Source organism: Mobilitalea sibirica (assembly GCF_015999265.1).
GTDB lineage: Bacteria > Bacillota > Clostridia > Lachnospirales > Lachnospiraceae > Mobilitalea > Mobilitalea sibirica.
This window is the reverse complement of sequence record NZ_JAEAGR010000016.1, coordinates 74,858-91,530: the sequence shown is the minus strand read 5'-3', so window position 1 is coordinate 91,530 and position 16,673 is coordinate 74,858. Positions and strand designations below refer to the sequence as shown.

The window sequence follows — 16,673 nt, the reverse complement described above, 5'->3', positions numbered from 1 at the left end:
TCTTAACATGTTATGACCTCCCCTGTGTATGTTGACATAAAACATTATACTATCAACAGTGGGGAATGTAAACCACGATTTAAATTTTTTGTAATATTTTAGAGATGATTTTTTATGGAATTTATTAATAAGTAAATATATGGAAATGTATACATATAATGATATAAATAAATACTTTGGGGTTTATTATGGATATATACGTTGTTGAGCAAGGGGAAACCATCAGTTCTATCGCTGAAAGCTATGGGGTGTCTGTTAATAGATTAATACAGGAAAACGAACTAAGAGATCCTGATAATTTAGTAACAGGACAAACAATTGTTATCACTTACCCAGAAGAAACTCATACAGTCCAGGAAGGAGATACACTGGAAGGTATTGCTGAAAGATATAATATTTCCGTCATACAATTATATAGAAATAATTCTTTTCTAATAGAAAGAGAATATATTTATCCCGGTGAAGTCTTGGTTATCCGTTATGACTATGAAGAAAAAGTTTCTACCATTGGCTATGCTCTCCCATTCATTAATGATAGAATACTTCGAAAGACCTTGCCATATTTAACTTATCTTTTTGTCTATAATTATAGACTGGCAATGAATGGTGAAGTAGAGACTTTTTATGATGATCAGAATATTGTTGATTTATCAAAAGCATATGGAACGTTACCAATTATGTTAGTCACTACCTTGACTGCAAGGGGAACTCCTAATGTGCAGGCTGCCTATGAGATATTGCTCAATGAAGAGATTCAGGACCAATTAGTAGAGAATATTCTTCAAATACTTAGGGAAAAGGGCTATTATGGTTTTAATATGACTTTTCTATATCTGACCGAAGCAAATGAAGAATTATACAATAACTTTACCAGAAGAGTCACTAGGCGATTATCCGATGAGGGATATCTCGTATTTGTAACTGCCGATCCCGGAATAAGAGTAATAGAGAATGATATCAGCTTTATCCGAATTAATTTTATCACTATTGGTAGAGAAGTGGATGGTATCAGTTTTCTAAGCTATTTATTTGGAGCCAGTGTTATGCCTCCGGCACCGGTAAGTTCTATTGCAAATCTAACAGTATATTTAGATTATGTATCAACAATGGTATCATCTAAGAAGATTTTTGCAGGAATACAAATAATTGCTTATAATTGGGAACTTCCTTATGTCGCTGGTTTTTCAAGGGCAAACTCTCTTACGATATCCGGCGCTGTTGAATTAGCTAGGGATGTTGGTGCAGTAATTCAATTTGATGAAGTCTCACAGACACCTTATTTTGAATACGTGAGAGAAGATAGACAGCATATTGTATGGTTTATCGATGCCAGAACAATAGATTCACTCACTGATTTAATTACTGCAAAGAATTTCAATGGACCAAGTGTATGGAATATCATGGATTACTATGCACAGTTATGGTTAGTCATTAATTCAAAGTATGAAATCGAAAAACTTATATAATTATAAATTAAGAAGTAAGTTACTTTTTAATCCCAAAAATCCAAAATCGCTTAAAGCATACATTTAACTTCTAAGTGATTTTGGATATATCATTCTTTATTATAAAAATGAATTTATAAAATGTTCATCTACTTTTCTGTAACTATTTCTGTTAAAGATATTTTCATTAACTAGCATCATTGATATCTATACTACTTAAATAATTATAGAGATTAAGGTAAATATTTCCTACCTATATTAAAACTCTATTCATTTTTAAACAAGATAAACATGATGTACCTTCAACGATTAAAATGTATTAATTGATTAAAAAATTTAAAAAATATTTAAAATAAAGCTTGCATTTTTTTATGGGATAGTATATTATAATTATTGTTCTTGAGGCTCGTTGGTCAAGGGGTCAAGACGCCGCCCTCTCACGGCGGAAACACGGGTTCGATTCCCGTACGAGCTGTATAAAATCAACTGTAAACCATGAAGGTTTACAGTTTTTTTATTGTTTAAGACATATGTTTGTTCATAATATGCAGTATTAATATAAGGAATGTCATCCACCCTACATGATTATACGGTGGATGACATTCCTCTATATTTATATTTTAATAAAACATTTTTACTTGTTATATCCCTATTCTGCTACATACTTGATATCCTGTTTCACAAAATCCGGTATCTTACCCTTTTCAAAATAGAATGAATGTTGATTCACATTACCGTATTCATCCACTGCTACAATCACCGTGACTTCTACCATATCCTCGGCATTTATTATAGTCTGGTTATCCCAGTAATAATCCCGGTTGATCAGCAAGGGATATATCTTTTCAATCTCTTTTTTATCTGTATAAGATTTTGATAAATCTTCATAAGCCGATGTCCGATAAATTTTATCTCCGTATTTATCCATCACCATTTTATTAGTTACATAATTAGTAATCACTATTTCCTTAATGTTATCGACGTCAACGTTATCATTCACGTCAAATCCATGATCCGCTAAGAATGCTATTGTTTTTACAAAGGTAGGATAAACATTATAATACATAGATTCATGTCCTAATTTAAAAACTAAGGTAGCAATCGGATATCTGACGTTCATATCTTCAATAGATAGATTTCTTAACTCTTCTTTGTATATCTCCAGTAATTGATTTATTTTACTGGGATTAAGACTAAAGGCAATATCATTCAACATATTGTAACAGGAAACTGCTCTTATGTCTTCAGACTTCCATTGATAGATTGGAAAGTGCCCTTCCTTGTACTGCTCATTATCGTAGATTTTCTTTAATAACCTGATACCGTCCTCCTGATATAGACGGTAACTTCGATACACCTTTCTTCCACTGGTTAAGGTGTATTTTACCGTATAGTTAAATGCATCGCCCGGGTAAAATGTTTCAATGTTTTTATCAATCGCTACCTTAGCTAATGCATAAGCATCCTCCATATCCGTAAGCTTCATATTCTTTAACTGATAGGTGGTAGGGTTCATATACCAGGTATTATCTGTCTCAAAATCGAAATATCTGATATTATCATCCAGACCGGAAAAGGCTACACTCATGCTTTCTATCTTATCCTTCTTTGGAATATAATTATCATAACCGAACAGATCAAAATGGAATATAACCGCAATCACAGCGACGATGCCGGCGCAGGCAAGCAACTGACCCTTATGACGAAAGGCACTTCGAATATCAAAATTATATATAATCTCTATAATCGCATAGGAAAGCAATAGGGTAAATATCATACCAAATACAAACCAGCCAATGGAGCCACGATCGGTGATTTGTTGAAATACGATACCGCCTCCCAGAGATACCGGGATTACCAATAAAAATTTAATAATTGGTTTGGATATAGCAAATGCCATAGCATGGGTAGCTGCCTCTGAAGGGCGCTTTTTATAAAGGTAAACCGAAAGACCGATAAGTAAGATGGTTACGATAAATACTATGCTTAGTCTTATAGCTAGCCCCTGCTCCCTTCCCTGATTCAGGTTATTAGCCGTATCAAAATATACACCAACAGGTGATAGAAATCTTAAGATCATGGAATCCACATTGTTATTCTGATAATATGTGCTGAAGAATCCGCTAAAGAACATCTCCTTAACCGCCATTAAAACCGGTCCGTAAAAGAACAGTACTGCCGTTCCAAAGCAACTGATTACAAAATTACCTGTCAGCATGACTGCAATAATTACGGTAGTATAGATTAGAAGATAAAATAATACATTAAAACCGAATGTTGACATTGCTGTAGTAAATAGCTTTGTATTCATACGGTCATTAAACTGTAATACCACGAAGCTTAAGATAATATTGATGATGTACGGAACAAGGTAAATCAACAGTCCATTTAGATAGCTGAATGCAAATAATGTCTCTCTCCGTACCGGAACACTATGGTAAAGATCCACTTTCTTTCTCGAATGTAGATAAAAATATCCACTCAAGCCACAAACCACTGCTCCTGCAATTGTAAATAAAAACATTAATTCAAATTTAACTCCTAATACACTTAATAACTGCCTCTGTATCCATTCCCAATCCAGCAAGCTATCCTGTCCCAGCCTCATAGCAAGGTTTAAAGGAAGCAGTATGAAAAATCCCAGCATAGACAATGCAATGGTCCATATTCTTCTTTTGATATCTTCTCTCTGTAACTTAAAGAATAAGCTTTTTGATGTCATAGCCTACCACCTCCGTTTCACTTATGAATATCTCTTCCAGTGTTAAGGGTAATACTTCAGAAAATACCGGCTCCGCCGCTTCAATTCGACTTGTAATCTCTTCCGCTGTTCCCCTTGCGGTAATCGTATATAAAGAACCTCTCCGATCAATCTTAAGGACATCCAGTCCTTCAAAGATCTGCCTTACTTCTATATCCTCTTTGAATACACATTGTACTTTATGGATGCTCAGCTTCATATCGTATAAATCCTTGGATAATAAAATTCCACCCTTATGAAGCAGACCGACATGGTCACAGATATCCTCCAGTTCCCTTAGATTATGAGAGGCAATAATAGCGGTCATATTGCGCTCATCCATCTCCTTGGCGAAGATACTTTTTACCGCCTGTCGCATAACCGGATCAAGCCCGTCAAAGGTCTCATCACAAAAGATATATTTGGTATTGGCACTGATACCGCAGATGACAGATAACTGTTTCTTCATACCTTTGGAAAAGGTGTTAATTTTTCTTTTTTGATCCAGATCAAACTGTTTCATCAAGGTGTCAAAACGTTCGCTGTCAAAATTCTTATAAACTACTTTGTAATAATTCTTTAGATCCTTCGGTGTTGCATTGCTGAAAAAGTATTGATCATCAGAGATATAGAAAAACAGTTCCTTTGCATCAATATTTTCAAATACTTCCATACCGTCAATTCTAATATTACCTTCATCCGGTTTTAAGACTCCGCATAACATCCGGATAAATGTACTTTTACCGGCTCCATTGGTCCCCACAAGGCCGAAGACATTCCCTTCCTTAATGGAAACCGAAACCTGATCCACTGCCTTTATATGATCAAAATGTTTACTTATATTAACAGCTTCAATCATCGCTTCTCTCCTCCTCAAAACTTAAGTTTACTTTATGAATAAATTGGTCCTTCGTAATACCAATTTCCTTCGCTTCCTTCGCTAATTTCTGTACAACTTTCAATATCTCATCTTTTTTATCCTGTAACAGCCGGTCATTAGGCGCTATAAAGCTTCCTTTACCCTGTACAGAATATATGAAGCCCTGCCGCTCCAGTTCCGTATACGCCTTCTGTATCGTATTGGGATTAATGGATAAATCCATCGCCAGGCTTCGAACAGAGGGAAGCTGGGTATCTGGCTCGAGGACTCCCTTAAGGATTAATTCCTGAAAGCGTTCCGCAATCTGTTCGTATATAGGTCTACGATCTTTATAGTCTATAATTATCACGGTTTTTCTCCTTTCTTGAAGTTTATGTAATCCTTTCATATAACTGTATTAATTGTATTAACTGTATTATTGCTATTAATACAGTTAGTGTATACTAAGTTCCTAGATTTGTCAATATAAAAATATATAGTTTTTTATCTTACTAATTTTATATGACGTTTATTTTATCGCCCTATAAGTAAATAGCTATTCCACAATGCCGGTTACAACATTATGGAATAGCAACGAAATTAATTTAACTATTTTTTACTTTATGTTCTCTCGTGATATATTGCTCATGATCATCTGATTTGTTACCGTCTACAATAACTTTCTGAAACTTGATGGGCAGGCCTGCGGAGAAAAAGAAGCTTTTACCATCATTCACTTGGTAATGTATATGGGGCTCGCTAGTATTACCGGAATTACCGCATCTGGCAATCACCTGTCCCCTAGTAACCTTTTGTCCTATCTCTACCTTAATACTACCGGGCATAATATGAGCAATGTTTGAATATTCTTTATCGTTATGTTTGATTGTAATATAGTTTCCTCGTATATCCTTAGCCTTACATTCTACTTTCCCATTTTTATTGACATTGCTATTCGGATATTTGTTTTTTAAGGCAACTACGATACCATCTGCCGGAGCAAGAATATTCTTACCATAACAATAATAATCTTCTAAATTATCTCCTGTATTCTCAAACGACTTGTTCTCTTCATCCAAGATAAAAAAATCGTATGCATATCTTTGCGGTACAATCCCCCAGGAATGGGATGTCTTCTGATCCGTACCTCCGTTGACCACAAACCATTCCCCTTCAAAGGGTAGTATGTATTTTGTATCAGAAGTATGATTCTCCGTTGAAGGTAATCGTTTACCATATTTTATACTTATAACCGGTATTGCAATTAGCATTTTCATACTCTGTAAAAATACAGGTAGGTTTTCAAAGATATCTATAAAACCAAGTAAGAAAAATAACCAAAATAATTTTAGATATGAATTGCCGTTAATGGTCCCTATAATGCCTATTAGCCCAATCCATTTTAGCTTGCTTAATATGTATAGTATTTTTTTCATTCTACCTTACTCCTTAATATTTATATTTGCACCTTTTTATAACTGCCTTCCAGCTTGATTTCTTACCTTTCTAATTATGATTATATTACAATAATTAGAAAAGTAATACAAGTCCAAAAAGTTTTTTGTAGCACAGTAATAGAATAGTAATTAAATTTCGGATAAACTGGTTTTCTTGTTCTCTTCGCTTATATCATATTTTTTAAAGTAAGTATAGATAACACCCGTTAGAAAGAAAAATAATATACCATAAAATAAGTAAAACCAACGGGATAAATTCGGAAAGGTAATCTCATAGACGATCATTATGTAGACTGTAAAATTACGTAATATATGAATAACCATGGTACATAGAATACCACCATGCCTTTTAATAGCTCCTAGTAATAAACCAAAGATAAAAAACGTAATTAAAGTATTAATATTAAAATGTAATATACTAAAAACAAAAGCTTGTATTATATTAGAAATTATAAATGTTCTATTCTTATTTAATTTGTTTAATAAAATACCTCTTGTTATTAATTCCTCTGCAATCGGATAAAACAATAATATTGTCAGGATTTCACCAAAATTCAGGACCTTATTATTCATTGTATTAAATTCTGGTAAGTAAAATAAATAAAATACCGCTTATATTTTAGCTATAGGTTTAAAAAGTCTATCATTTTTTCTAAATGTATTTCATACTAGGAACATGATATTCTTCTATTTATAACTGATATTTACTAATAATGCAATACATTGAAACATGAATGTAACTTATTGATGTATGAACGCTTATTATTGAAGATTTACTTTCACATGTTAATCTGCGAAAGACTCTCCTCTTACCTTCACCCCAACAATATGAATTGACAAGTCGCTTTTCTTATCACAAAAAAGAGTTTGTCTATGCGGAGCTTTTTTTACTGTATAAGACGCTATTTTCCCGACAATAAAAAACCTTGCTACATCTGGTTAAAAGATGAAACAAGGAATTCAATCAAATAATTACTATAATCTTCAATTTAAATATCACATCTAACTTAATCCTTAGAAACCCCGATAAACATAACCTCTTCCGCCATTTCACATGCTTTAACTGTATCCTCCAGTGTATCTGCAGCAATCAAAAATCCACTGCTGTGACAAAAGGTAATTGTTTCTATACCTGTCACCTCTTTGAGCCTCTGAGCTTCCAATCCACACCACTCCTCCGGAAAAGCTATCTTAAGATCCCTGTCATCCTCATCTTTGGGAACAACCTGGGCATTAAAGCCTCCACGGTCCGAAGGATATATAACGAATAAGATATTCGTATCCTGTACTACACTTCTCCATGGGGTATATATCGGTAATATTAGTATCCCGTTCTTAGCACTCTCCAGTGCCTTTCGAACAACTTCTTCTGCCCTCACTAAGGATTTGGCATACTCAAACCTCTTAGTAAGTATCGTAAGTGCAAATTCTACCGCCTCCCAAAAGGCTTCCTCCACACTTCTGGTATCATCCCACACCGGATTAAACAGAGAAATGGCCCGTGCAATTGCATGATCACAGCCTGTATTATCACATAAATCCAGCGGTTGGACAAAAGACCGGTCAAACCTTTCTGCCTCTACTTCCTCCAAGATTTCATGTCCAAACTCTTCCCAAAGAAGACCAAAGGCAGCATAGGGAATTCCGTTCTCTCTTACTCTGCTGTTCGCCTGATGATGATCGAACTCACCAAAGCCAATATCAAAAACTATGCCGTCATAATCCTCAGGAATTTCAAAACCTCTTTCGATTATTATGTTCGGGTTTAAATATGTTAAAAGGGCTGCTGAGAAAACATCATCTGCATGAAACTTACCCCCATGAGTGAATGCTTTGTCCGGCATTTTATTGTCTATCATCTAAACTTAATCTCCTCTCTTGTAACTATCTAGTTATTTTATTCCCTTAGCCAATATAATATACAGTGAAACTAGGGTTACAAATATTCAGTGCTGTCTAAGTTAAATCTGTTGATAAGTACCTTTTATATGATACATCTTTCAAAAAAGGTAGTATATGGATTTTCTAAATTACTCTTCTTGGAGAATTCCAGGACATACATTGTACAATAAGTTCGTCTCTATGGACCTGAATATCATAACCGTTTCATAGCAGATACGGTAAAAACATCTTCGCAAGACCCAGAAAGAGAAAGAAGCCGAATACATCCGTAGCTGTTGTTAAGAATATGGAGGATGCCAAGGCAGGATCCACACGAAGAACCTTCAAAATTAACGGAATAAGAAAACCAAAAAATCCTGCAATCACCAGATTACCAATCATGGCGGCGAATATAATTATTCCAAGATAAGGGTTACCATATCGCATATATAATATCATGCCTGTAAATATACCGATAAAGGCTCCATTAATAACTCCAAGCGAAATCTCCTTAAAGACCAGCTTCCAGTTCTTTTTAAGACTTATCTCTCCAAGTGCAATACTTCGGATAACCAGAGAAAGGGTCTGTGAACCGGCGTTACCTCCCATACCAGCCACAATCGGCATGGCGGCTGCCAAGGCTACCACTTGTGAAATAACATCTTCAAACAATCCTACCGTAAAGGATGCAAGAAACGCAGTTCCAAGATTAATAATTAACCAGGGAAGTCTCTTTCGTATCGAAGTGAATAAGGAGCTATCCACTCTCTCTTCTTTACTTACACCACCAAGTCTTAAGATATCCTCTGTCTGTTCCTCTACGATGACGTCAATGATATCATCCACGGTTACGATACCCAGTAAGGAATTTCTATGATTAACAACCGGGATTGCATTCAGATCGTATTTTGAAACCAGCCAGGCTACAATCTCCTGATCCTCCTCCGGCTTAACAGAAACCACGTTTTCATTCATAATGTCCATAAGCTTTTGATTTTCCGGAGCTATTAAAATATCCCTTAAATCCGCTATTCCAACCAGCTCTTTCTTTCGATTTAATACATAGATAGTTTCTATCACCTCTGTCTTTGGACCTATCTCTTTAATCTTCTTTAACGTATCCGCGATGGACAGATCTTCTTTTAAGGCGATATACTCCGTTGTCATAATGCCGCCGGCACTATCCTCGGCATAGCCTAACAATTCTTGAATCTGTTTGGTATCTCCCGATTTCATCATCGTTAATAAAGCTTTTCTTATTTTGATTGGGAGCCTGCCAAGAATATCTGCAATATCATCATTGGACATATAAGCAAAAAATGTTACAATCTCGTCATAATGTAACAGCTTTAAAAATCTGATCTGAAATTTTTCACCGGCCTGTTCTATGATTTCAGCCATTTGTTCTATCGGGATAAAACTCTTGAATTTATATAAATATTCATCATCAAATTCCTCTAATACTGTAGCTATATCGATCGGATACATACGATCTAAAAACCCAAGTATTTCATCTTTTCTATCTTCTTGTATTAGGTTTTTAAGCAATTCCTTTCTATCTTCGAACATATAGTTCACCTCATCTTAAGTTTCTATTACTATATTATATCACAATTTTCGTATAAATTAATTCATATCCTTCGTCATAAAACGAATGGATTATTTAACATATCCGAATTTTAAAATATTATCATGTGTGGTTATCTTAAGCAAGCACAATTCACATATTAGAGTATTTTATTATCAGATTTTTACTATTCAAGAAAAAGTAAACAAACGAAACTCTCGTTTGGAGCACGATCTATAAAACCGACTAGTTTTATTACATACGCGTCCGCATCCTATCTGGAAAGCTTTTAAGTTAATAAGAAAATCAAAGTATTTTCTATTACTTTGAAGATATCTGCTCGATGCGTAGCTATTTTCAACAAGCTAAAGCCTATATAAAAAAATGCTGATGACCTTGATAATACTTCAAAAGTCATCAGCCAAATAATTAATATAGCTAATATAAAAGATATCTAAGATATTTAAGCTATTTAAACCATAGTCATAAGTACCATAGAAAACTCTACAGAAAATCAAGCAGGGACATCTGGTTTGAGGCCGGCAAATCACCTAAAAGCCCCAGTTTTGCCATAGTATCCACCACAGTAGAACTGACCTTACAGCGGATTTTAAAATCATCCCTGGATAAGAACTTACCCTGCTTAGCTGCTTCTACCACGCCGTCTGCCGCTTTGTCTCCCAGACCGTCAATGGTACTTAAGGAGGGCATCAGCTTGTCGTCAATAATCTGAAAATGATGGGCTTTTGCTCTGTAGATATCAATCGGCAGGAAGGTAAAGCCTCTGGCATACATCTCCTGAACAATACGCATATCCTTAAAGGTATCCTGTTCCTTCTTCGATAAGGTAGCGCTTCGTCTCTTATAGTCAGCCATATGCTCCTCTAAACGATCCTTTCCCAGACACATAAGCTCATAGTTAAAGGCTGAAGCGCGGATGGAAAAATACGCCGCATAGTAGGCCAAGGGATAATACACCTTAAAATAAGCAATACGAAAGGCCATCATAACATAAGCTGCCGCATGGGCTTTCGGGAACATGTATTTAATCTGCTTACAGGACCAGATATACCAATCGGGAACCCCTGCTGTCACCATGGCCTCCTCCATCTCCGGTGTTAGGCCTTTACCCTTTCTTACACTCTCCATTATCTTAAAGGACTGTCCCGGCTCCACACCGGTAGCAATCAGATAGATCATGATATCGTCACGGGTACAGATTGCGGTTCCCAAGGTACAGGTTCCTGACTGGATTAAGGTCTGAGCATTGTTAAGCCATACGTCTGTACCATGGGACAGACCAGAGATTTTAACCAGATCCGAGAAGGATTTTGGTTTCGTATCCTTCACCATCTGCATAACAAAGTCCGTTCCAAACTCCGGTATACCAAGGCAACCCAGTTCACAATCATCCAAATCCTTTGATGTGATACCAAGGGCACTAACATCATGAAAGAGAGATAATACCTTCTGGTCGTCCAGTCTGATCTTTTTCGCATCTATCCCTGTTAAATCCTCCAGCATCTTAATCATCGTTGGATCGTCGTGTCCCAGTATATCCAGCTTAAGCAGGTTATGATCAATAGAGTGATAATCAAAATGGGTAGTTGTGGTCTTGGAGGACATATCATTGGCCGGTCTTTGTACCGGTGTAAAGGAGTAGATATTTTCTCCATGGGGAAGTACGATGATACCGCCGGGATGTTGTCCGGTGGTTCTTCTGACCCCGACACAACCCTGAATCAGACGGTCAATCTCTGCGTTCCTTTTATGAATGCCTCTTTCTTCAAAATATTTTTTTACATAACCGAAGGCTGTCTTCTCCGCCAAGGTACCGATCGTACCGGCACGGAATGTGTGTCCCTCACCGAATAATACTTCTGTATAATCATGAGCCTTACTCTGATATTCTCCGGAGAAGTTAAGATCAATATCCGGTTCCTTATCTCCAAAAAAGCCCAAGAAGGTTTCAAAGGGGATATCATGTCCGTCTTTTTCTAAGGGTTGTCCGCATTCCGGGCACAGCTTATCCGGCATATCGCAACCGGAGCTTCCACCATATGTCTTGACTTCCTCGGAATCAAAATCAGAATAATGACAGTTCAGACAATAATAATGAGGAGCCAGAGGATTCACCTCCGTAATACCAGCCATGGTTGCAACGAAGGAGGAACCAACAGATCCACGGGATCCTACTAGATACCCGTCTTCATTGGATTTCCATACCAGCTTCTGCGCTATGATATACATTACGGCAAAACCGTTAGAGATGATGGATTTTAGCTCATGCTCCAGACGGTCCTCTACGGGTTTTGGTAAAGGCTTCCCATACATGGAGTGGGCCTTCTCAAAGCAGATATTTCTTAAATCCTCATCGGAATTCGGAAGAACCGGAGGACATTTATCCGGTCGAACCGGAGATATCTTCTCAATCATATCTGCTATTAGATTCGTATTAGTGATTACCACCTCTTCTGCTTTCGCCATTCCTAAGTAAGAGAATTCTTCTAACATCTCCTCCGTAGTTCGAAAATATAGCGGCGGCTGTTCATCCGCATCCTTATAACCTTTACCTGCCAGAATAATCCTTCGGTATACCTCATCCTCCGGATCTAAAAAGTGAACATCACAGGTAGCTACCACCGGTTTATGGTACTCTTCCCCTAAGGCTATAATTCTTTTATTAATTTCTTTTAACTCCTCTTGAGAAGTGATATTTCGTTCATCACTTCGGTCACTACGAATTAGGAATTCATTATTACCAAGAGGTTGAATCTCCAGATAATCATAGAATTTCACCAGTCTTTCCAGCTGTTCATGGGATTGGTTCGTTAGTACGGCACGGTATACTTCTCCTGCCTCACAGGCTGAGCCGACAATCAGACCTTCTCTGCATTCGTTTAATAAACTCTTCGGTATCTTTGGCCTCTTATTATAATAATCAATGTGGGACATAGAGACTAATTTATATAGGTTCACCCTGCCGATATCATTTTTAGCCAGTATAATGGCATGGTAAGCCGGAAGCTTTTTAACCGCCTCCGGAGACATCCTTCCTAGCTTATCGATTTCATTCAGACTATGAACTTCCTTCTCTTTCAGCATTTCTATCAGTTTTAAGAATATCTCTGCGGTTGCTCCCGCATCATCCACTGCCCTATGATGGTTTTCTAAGGATACATTAAGAGCTTTGGCAACCGTATTTAATTTATATCTGCTAAGCTCCGGTAATAGAATTCTTGCTAAGCCTACGGTATCCACCACCGTAAAATCTGCGATGAGACCCTGCCTCTGTGCATTTTTAGTGACAAATCCCATATCAAAGGATGCATTGTGAGCTACCAGACTGCAACCCTCACAAAAAGCTAAAAACTCCGGCAATACAGTCTCCACCGTCGGCGCCTCAATTACCATATCATCATTGATGCCGGTGAGCTGCTCAATCTCAAATGGGATTGGCACCTGAGGATTGATAAAAGAGCTGTATCGGTCCGTGATCTCACCACCTAATACCTTAACCGCTCCGATTTCAATGATTTTATCATTATTCTGGCTAAAGCCGGTGGTCTCAATGTCAAATACCACATAAGCATCCATGAGACTTTGACCCCTACCGTTCGTCACTACTTCCTTGAGGTCATCAACAAGATATGCCTCCATTCCATAGATAACCTTAAAATTCTTCGCCCTTTTTTGTTCCTCTTCATCGGAATAATCCTTTGGATTAAGAGCATGACTGGCTTCTGGGAAAGATTGCACTACTCCATGATCCGTAACCGCTACTGCACTGTGTCCCCAGGCAAATGCTCTCTTAACCAGCTTCTTCACATCCACCACCGCATCCATATCACTCATTAAGGTATGGGCATGGAGCTCGACTCTTTTCTTAGGTGCCTGATCCATCCTGGTGGTAGTAAAATCCCCGATAGTCCTAATTCCCACCACGGAACTGATTAGAATGTCCCGCTCATAGGTATCCATCTGTGCAATTCCCTTTAACTGAAAAAATCCGCCGGGACGCAGAGCAGCTAAAATCTCATCTACTTCTATGGTCTTGGTATAAAGTTTCACTTTAATCGAATCCGTAAAGTCAGTTAATACAAAAGTAATGATACTTTTCTCATTACCAATGGATCTGTTATCCGGTTTTATCAGTTTTCCACGAATAATGACTTCACCGATTTCTCCGATAATATCACAGATAGGTATGGAATTCCCCTCAAAGTTTCTTCCATATACCACGGAAGGATCACTTGGAAGCTTACGATAACTTCCTTTCCCTTTTTCATAGGCACCCCGGCCTTTATTGCCGATACCCTTGGACCCGGCACTCATATTACCCTTCGTTTTTCCGTTTCCATTAGTATCCGTTGTAGTGCCATTTGTTGATGATTTTCCGGATACAGCATTACCGGTACTTGTTTTCACCGGTGACTGTTCCTTCTCTTTTCTATTTATCCCATTTATGTTGTTGCTCAGTTCACTGTTAACAGCTTCTATGTTGCTACCGGATTGTTGATTTTCATTTGATATATCGATGCTACTCGAATTCGCATTGTCATTATCTTCACTGTTATGAGAGCCCACCGGATCATTCGAACTATAATGGGAGGACTCCATGGGATAAGCGTTTGTCCGGGCATGACCCATATATTCCAACCGGCTAGTTTTCTTCTCCTTAGGTTCTATGTATTCAAAGATAACAGATACTGTATAATTAAAACGCTCCTGGAATAAAGTTTCAAGATAATCCTTCAGTTTTATTGTCTTTTCTTTCACAACACAGCTGTCCGTCACCTTAATTCTTAGATTCATATTCTCTATCGTAACCTCTGCGCTGGACAGAATATGATGTATCACAACACTTTCTTCTCTTAGCTCCTCCATGATGCTGTCAATATAGAGCGGATACAGATTTTCAAGGTTATACTGGGTTGAGAGTTCAAATTGAGGTTTTATCACAGCTACATTGCCGGTATGTAAAAAGAGCTGCCTGTTTAGCAGTTCTTCCATTCTTTTTATATTAAACCTGCTAATCAGACGATTACTTTTGATACAGATGAATATTTTCTTGCTCTGTTTGGATGCTATCACCTTAAGAACAACCACATCATTATAGAAAGCTTTTAGCTCGTCATCAACAGACATACGTTCAAATGCTTCAAAAAACAACATATTCATTCCCCTATTCTAACGATTGTAAGGCAGATATATCACTTATAACATCGATATGTTATCGATAACATCTGCCTTCTTCAATAGTTTTCTCCTGCTAACGTAAATAATTACTTCTAAGTGTATTTGCATTAATCATACGTTATTCATAGGTCAATTGTATGGTACAAATCAAATATTGTTTGTTATATTATTACCGGTTTATTTCACTTTTTATTTTTTCACTTTTTATTTTCTCTGTATTAATAACTACTTTGATTATATTACCATTTATTGTATATATAAAGTCACTTTTATAATACAGCTTACATTACAACTTTCACATTACAGCTTTATAATTTTAACTTCTATAATACCTTCTATCATACTACCACTTCTTTTACTGCTGCTTTTTCTTCATATACCTTATATATTACTACTCTTGCTTCCAGTTTAAGAGTTCTTCCCTTAAGGTATTTAAAAGTTCTGTTTCCGGTACCTTTTTAATGATTTCGCCCTTCTTTATGAGAAGGCCTACACCTTTCCCACCGGCGATTCCGATATCTGCTTCCCTAGCTTCTCCGGGTCCGTTCACAGCACAACCCATCACAGCCACCTTAATATCCAGATCTAAGTCGGATACCATCTCCTCCACATCCGTCGCCAACTTAATCAGATCAATCTGCGTTCTGCCACAGGTCGGACAGGATACCACCTCAACACCGCCCTGTCGAAAGCCCAACGTCTTAAGTATTAATTTTGCTGATTTAATCTCTTCAACAGGATCTCCGGTTAAGGACACACGAATGGTATCACCGATACCCTGGTATAAGATAATTCCCAGACCAAGAGCTGATTTTATATTACCGGCATTCACTGTTCCTGATTCGGTGATGCCTACATGAAGCGGATAATTTGTCTTAGTTGCAATCAACTCATGGGCTTTTACACACATCATGACATCGGAGGATTTGATGCTGATAACCAGCTGGTCATATCCCATATCCTCAATCCTTTTTGCCTTATCAAGGGCACTTTCTACTAATCCTTCTGCGGTAACCCTACCGTATTTTGCGATAATTTCTTTTTCCAAGGAGCCGCTGTTCACCCCGACACGGATCGGTATTTCCCGCTCCTTCGCCACCGTGACCACAGCTCTTAACTTCTCATCATTACCGATATTACCGGGATTGATTCTGATTTTATCCGCCCCGTTTTCCATGGCTGCGATTGCTAGGCGATAGTCAAAATGAATATCTGCCACCAAAGGAATTGATATATTCTTCTTTATCTCAGAAAATGCATTAGCAGCCTCCATACTGGGAACTGCACATCGAATGACCTCGCAGCCGGCTTCGGTTAATCTGCGAATCTGATCTACTGTCGCCTTAACATCTTCTGTTCTTGTATTCGTCATCGATTGTATTAAAATCGGATTACCACCGCCAATTACCCGGTTACCTATCCGAATCACCTTTGTATTTTCCCGAAACATACTATTCGCCTTTCCTATTTCATACCACTTCTTTATGAAGTAGCCGTAATCTCATTTCACATTTATTGTATTACT

Annotated in this window: 10 protein-coding genes and 1 tRNA gene; 2 read left to right on the top strand and 9 right to left on the bottom strand. The window is 37.3% G+C overall.

Going from position 1 to position 16,673, the window contains the following annotated elements; genetic code table 11:
* Positions 1–188 precede the first annotated feature (188 nt).
* Together I5677_RS14130 and I5677_RS14125 are read left to right on the top strand one after the other, a co-directional pair.
* Positions 189–1,466: a LysM peptidoglycan-binding domain-containing protein gene (locus I5677_RS14130; RefSeq protein ID WP_197662284.1), complete on the top strand. Its 1,278-nt coding sequence runs from the start codon at positions 189–191 to the stop codon at positions 1,464–1,466.
* A gap of 382 nt (positions 1,467–1,848) precedes the next feature.
* A tRNA-Glu gene (locus tag I5677_RS14125) sits at positions 1,849–1,920 on the top strand.
* 174 nt (positions 1,921–2,094) lie between these two features.
* Here the strand turns inward: I5677_RS14125 and I5677_RS14120 are convergent.
* The 9 genes from I5677_RS14120 to ispG all read right to left on the bottom strand — a co-directional run bounded on the left by I5677_RS14120 (position 2,095) and on the right by ispG (position 16,598).
* On the bottom strand, positions 2,095–4,167 hold the full coding sequence (locus I5677_RS14120; RefSeq protein ID WP_197662283.1) for a DUF6449 domain-containing protein: 2,073 nt from the start codon (positions 4,165–4,167) through the stop codon (positions 2,095–2,097).
* Positions 4,142–5,044 carry an ABC transporter ATP-binding protein gene (locus I5677_RS14115; protein ID WP_197662282.1) on the bottom strand — a complete coding sequence of 301 codons (903 nt, stop codon included), beginning with the start codon at positions 5,042–5,044 and terminating at the stop codon, positions 4,142–4,144. The genes I5677_RS14120 and I5677_RS14115 overlap by 26 nt, the downstream gene beginning before the upstream one ends.
* Entirely contained in the window at positions 5,037–5,414 is a 378-nt protein-coding gene (locus I5677_RS14110) for a GntR family transcriptional regulator (protein ID WP_197662281.1), read from the bottom strand. The genes I5677_RS14115 and I5677_RS14110 overlap by 8 nt, the downstream gene beginning before the upstream one ends.
* A gap of 235 nt (positions 5,415–5,649) precedes the next feature.
* On the bottom strand, positions 5,650–6,480 hold the full coding sequence (locus I5677_RS14105; RefSeq protein ID WP_197662280.1) for a M23 family metallopeptidase: 831 nt from the start codon (positions 6,478–6,480) through the stop codon (positions 5,650–5,652).
* 150 nt (positions 6,481–6,630) lie between these two features.
* Entirely contained in the window at positions 6,631–7,074 is a 444-nt protein-coding gene (locus I5677_RS14100; protein ID WP_197662279.1) for a CPBP family intramembrane glutamic endopeptidase, read from the bottom strand.
* Between the two features lie 434 nt (positions 7,075–7,508).
* The gene (locus tag I5677_RS14095) at positions 7,509–8,360 is read right to left on the bottom strand and encodes an MYG1 family protein (protein WP_197662278.1); all 852 of its coding nucleotides are present in this window, start codon (positions 8,358–8,360) and stop codon (positions 7,509–7,511) included.
* 247 nt (positions 8,361–8,607) lie between these two features.
* Positions 8,608–9,951 (bottom strand): magnesium transporter, encoded by a 1,344-nt coding sequence (gene mgtE, locus I5677_RS14090; RefSeq protein ID WP_197662277.1) that lies wholly within the window; start codon positions 9,949–9,951, stop codon positions 8,608–8,610.
* A 502-nt stretch (positions 9,952–10,453) separates the two neighbouring features.
* On the bottom strand, positions 10,454–15,130 hold the full coding sequence (locus tag I5677_RS14085; protein WP_197662276.1) for a PolC-type DNA polymerase III: 4,677 nt from the start codon (positions 15,128–15,130) through the stop codon (positions 10,454–10,456).
* Positions 15,131–15,539: 409 nt separating this feature from the next.
* A complete protein-coding gene (gene ispG / locus I5677_RS14080; protein ID WP_197662275.1) occupies positions 15,540–16,598 on the bottom strand; it encodes a flavodoxin-dependent (E)-4-hydroxy-3-methylbut-2-enyl-diphosphate synthase in 1,059 nt (352 codons plus the stop codon).
* Positions 16,599–16,673: the final 75 nt, after the last annotated feature.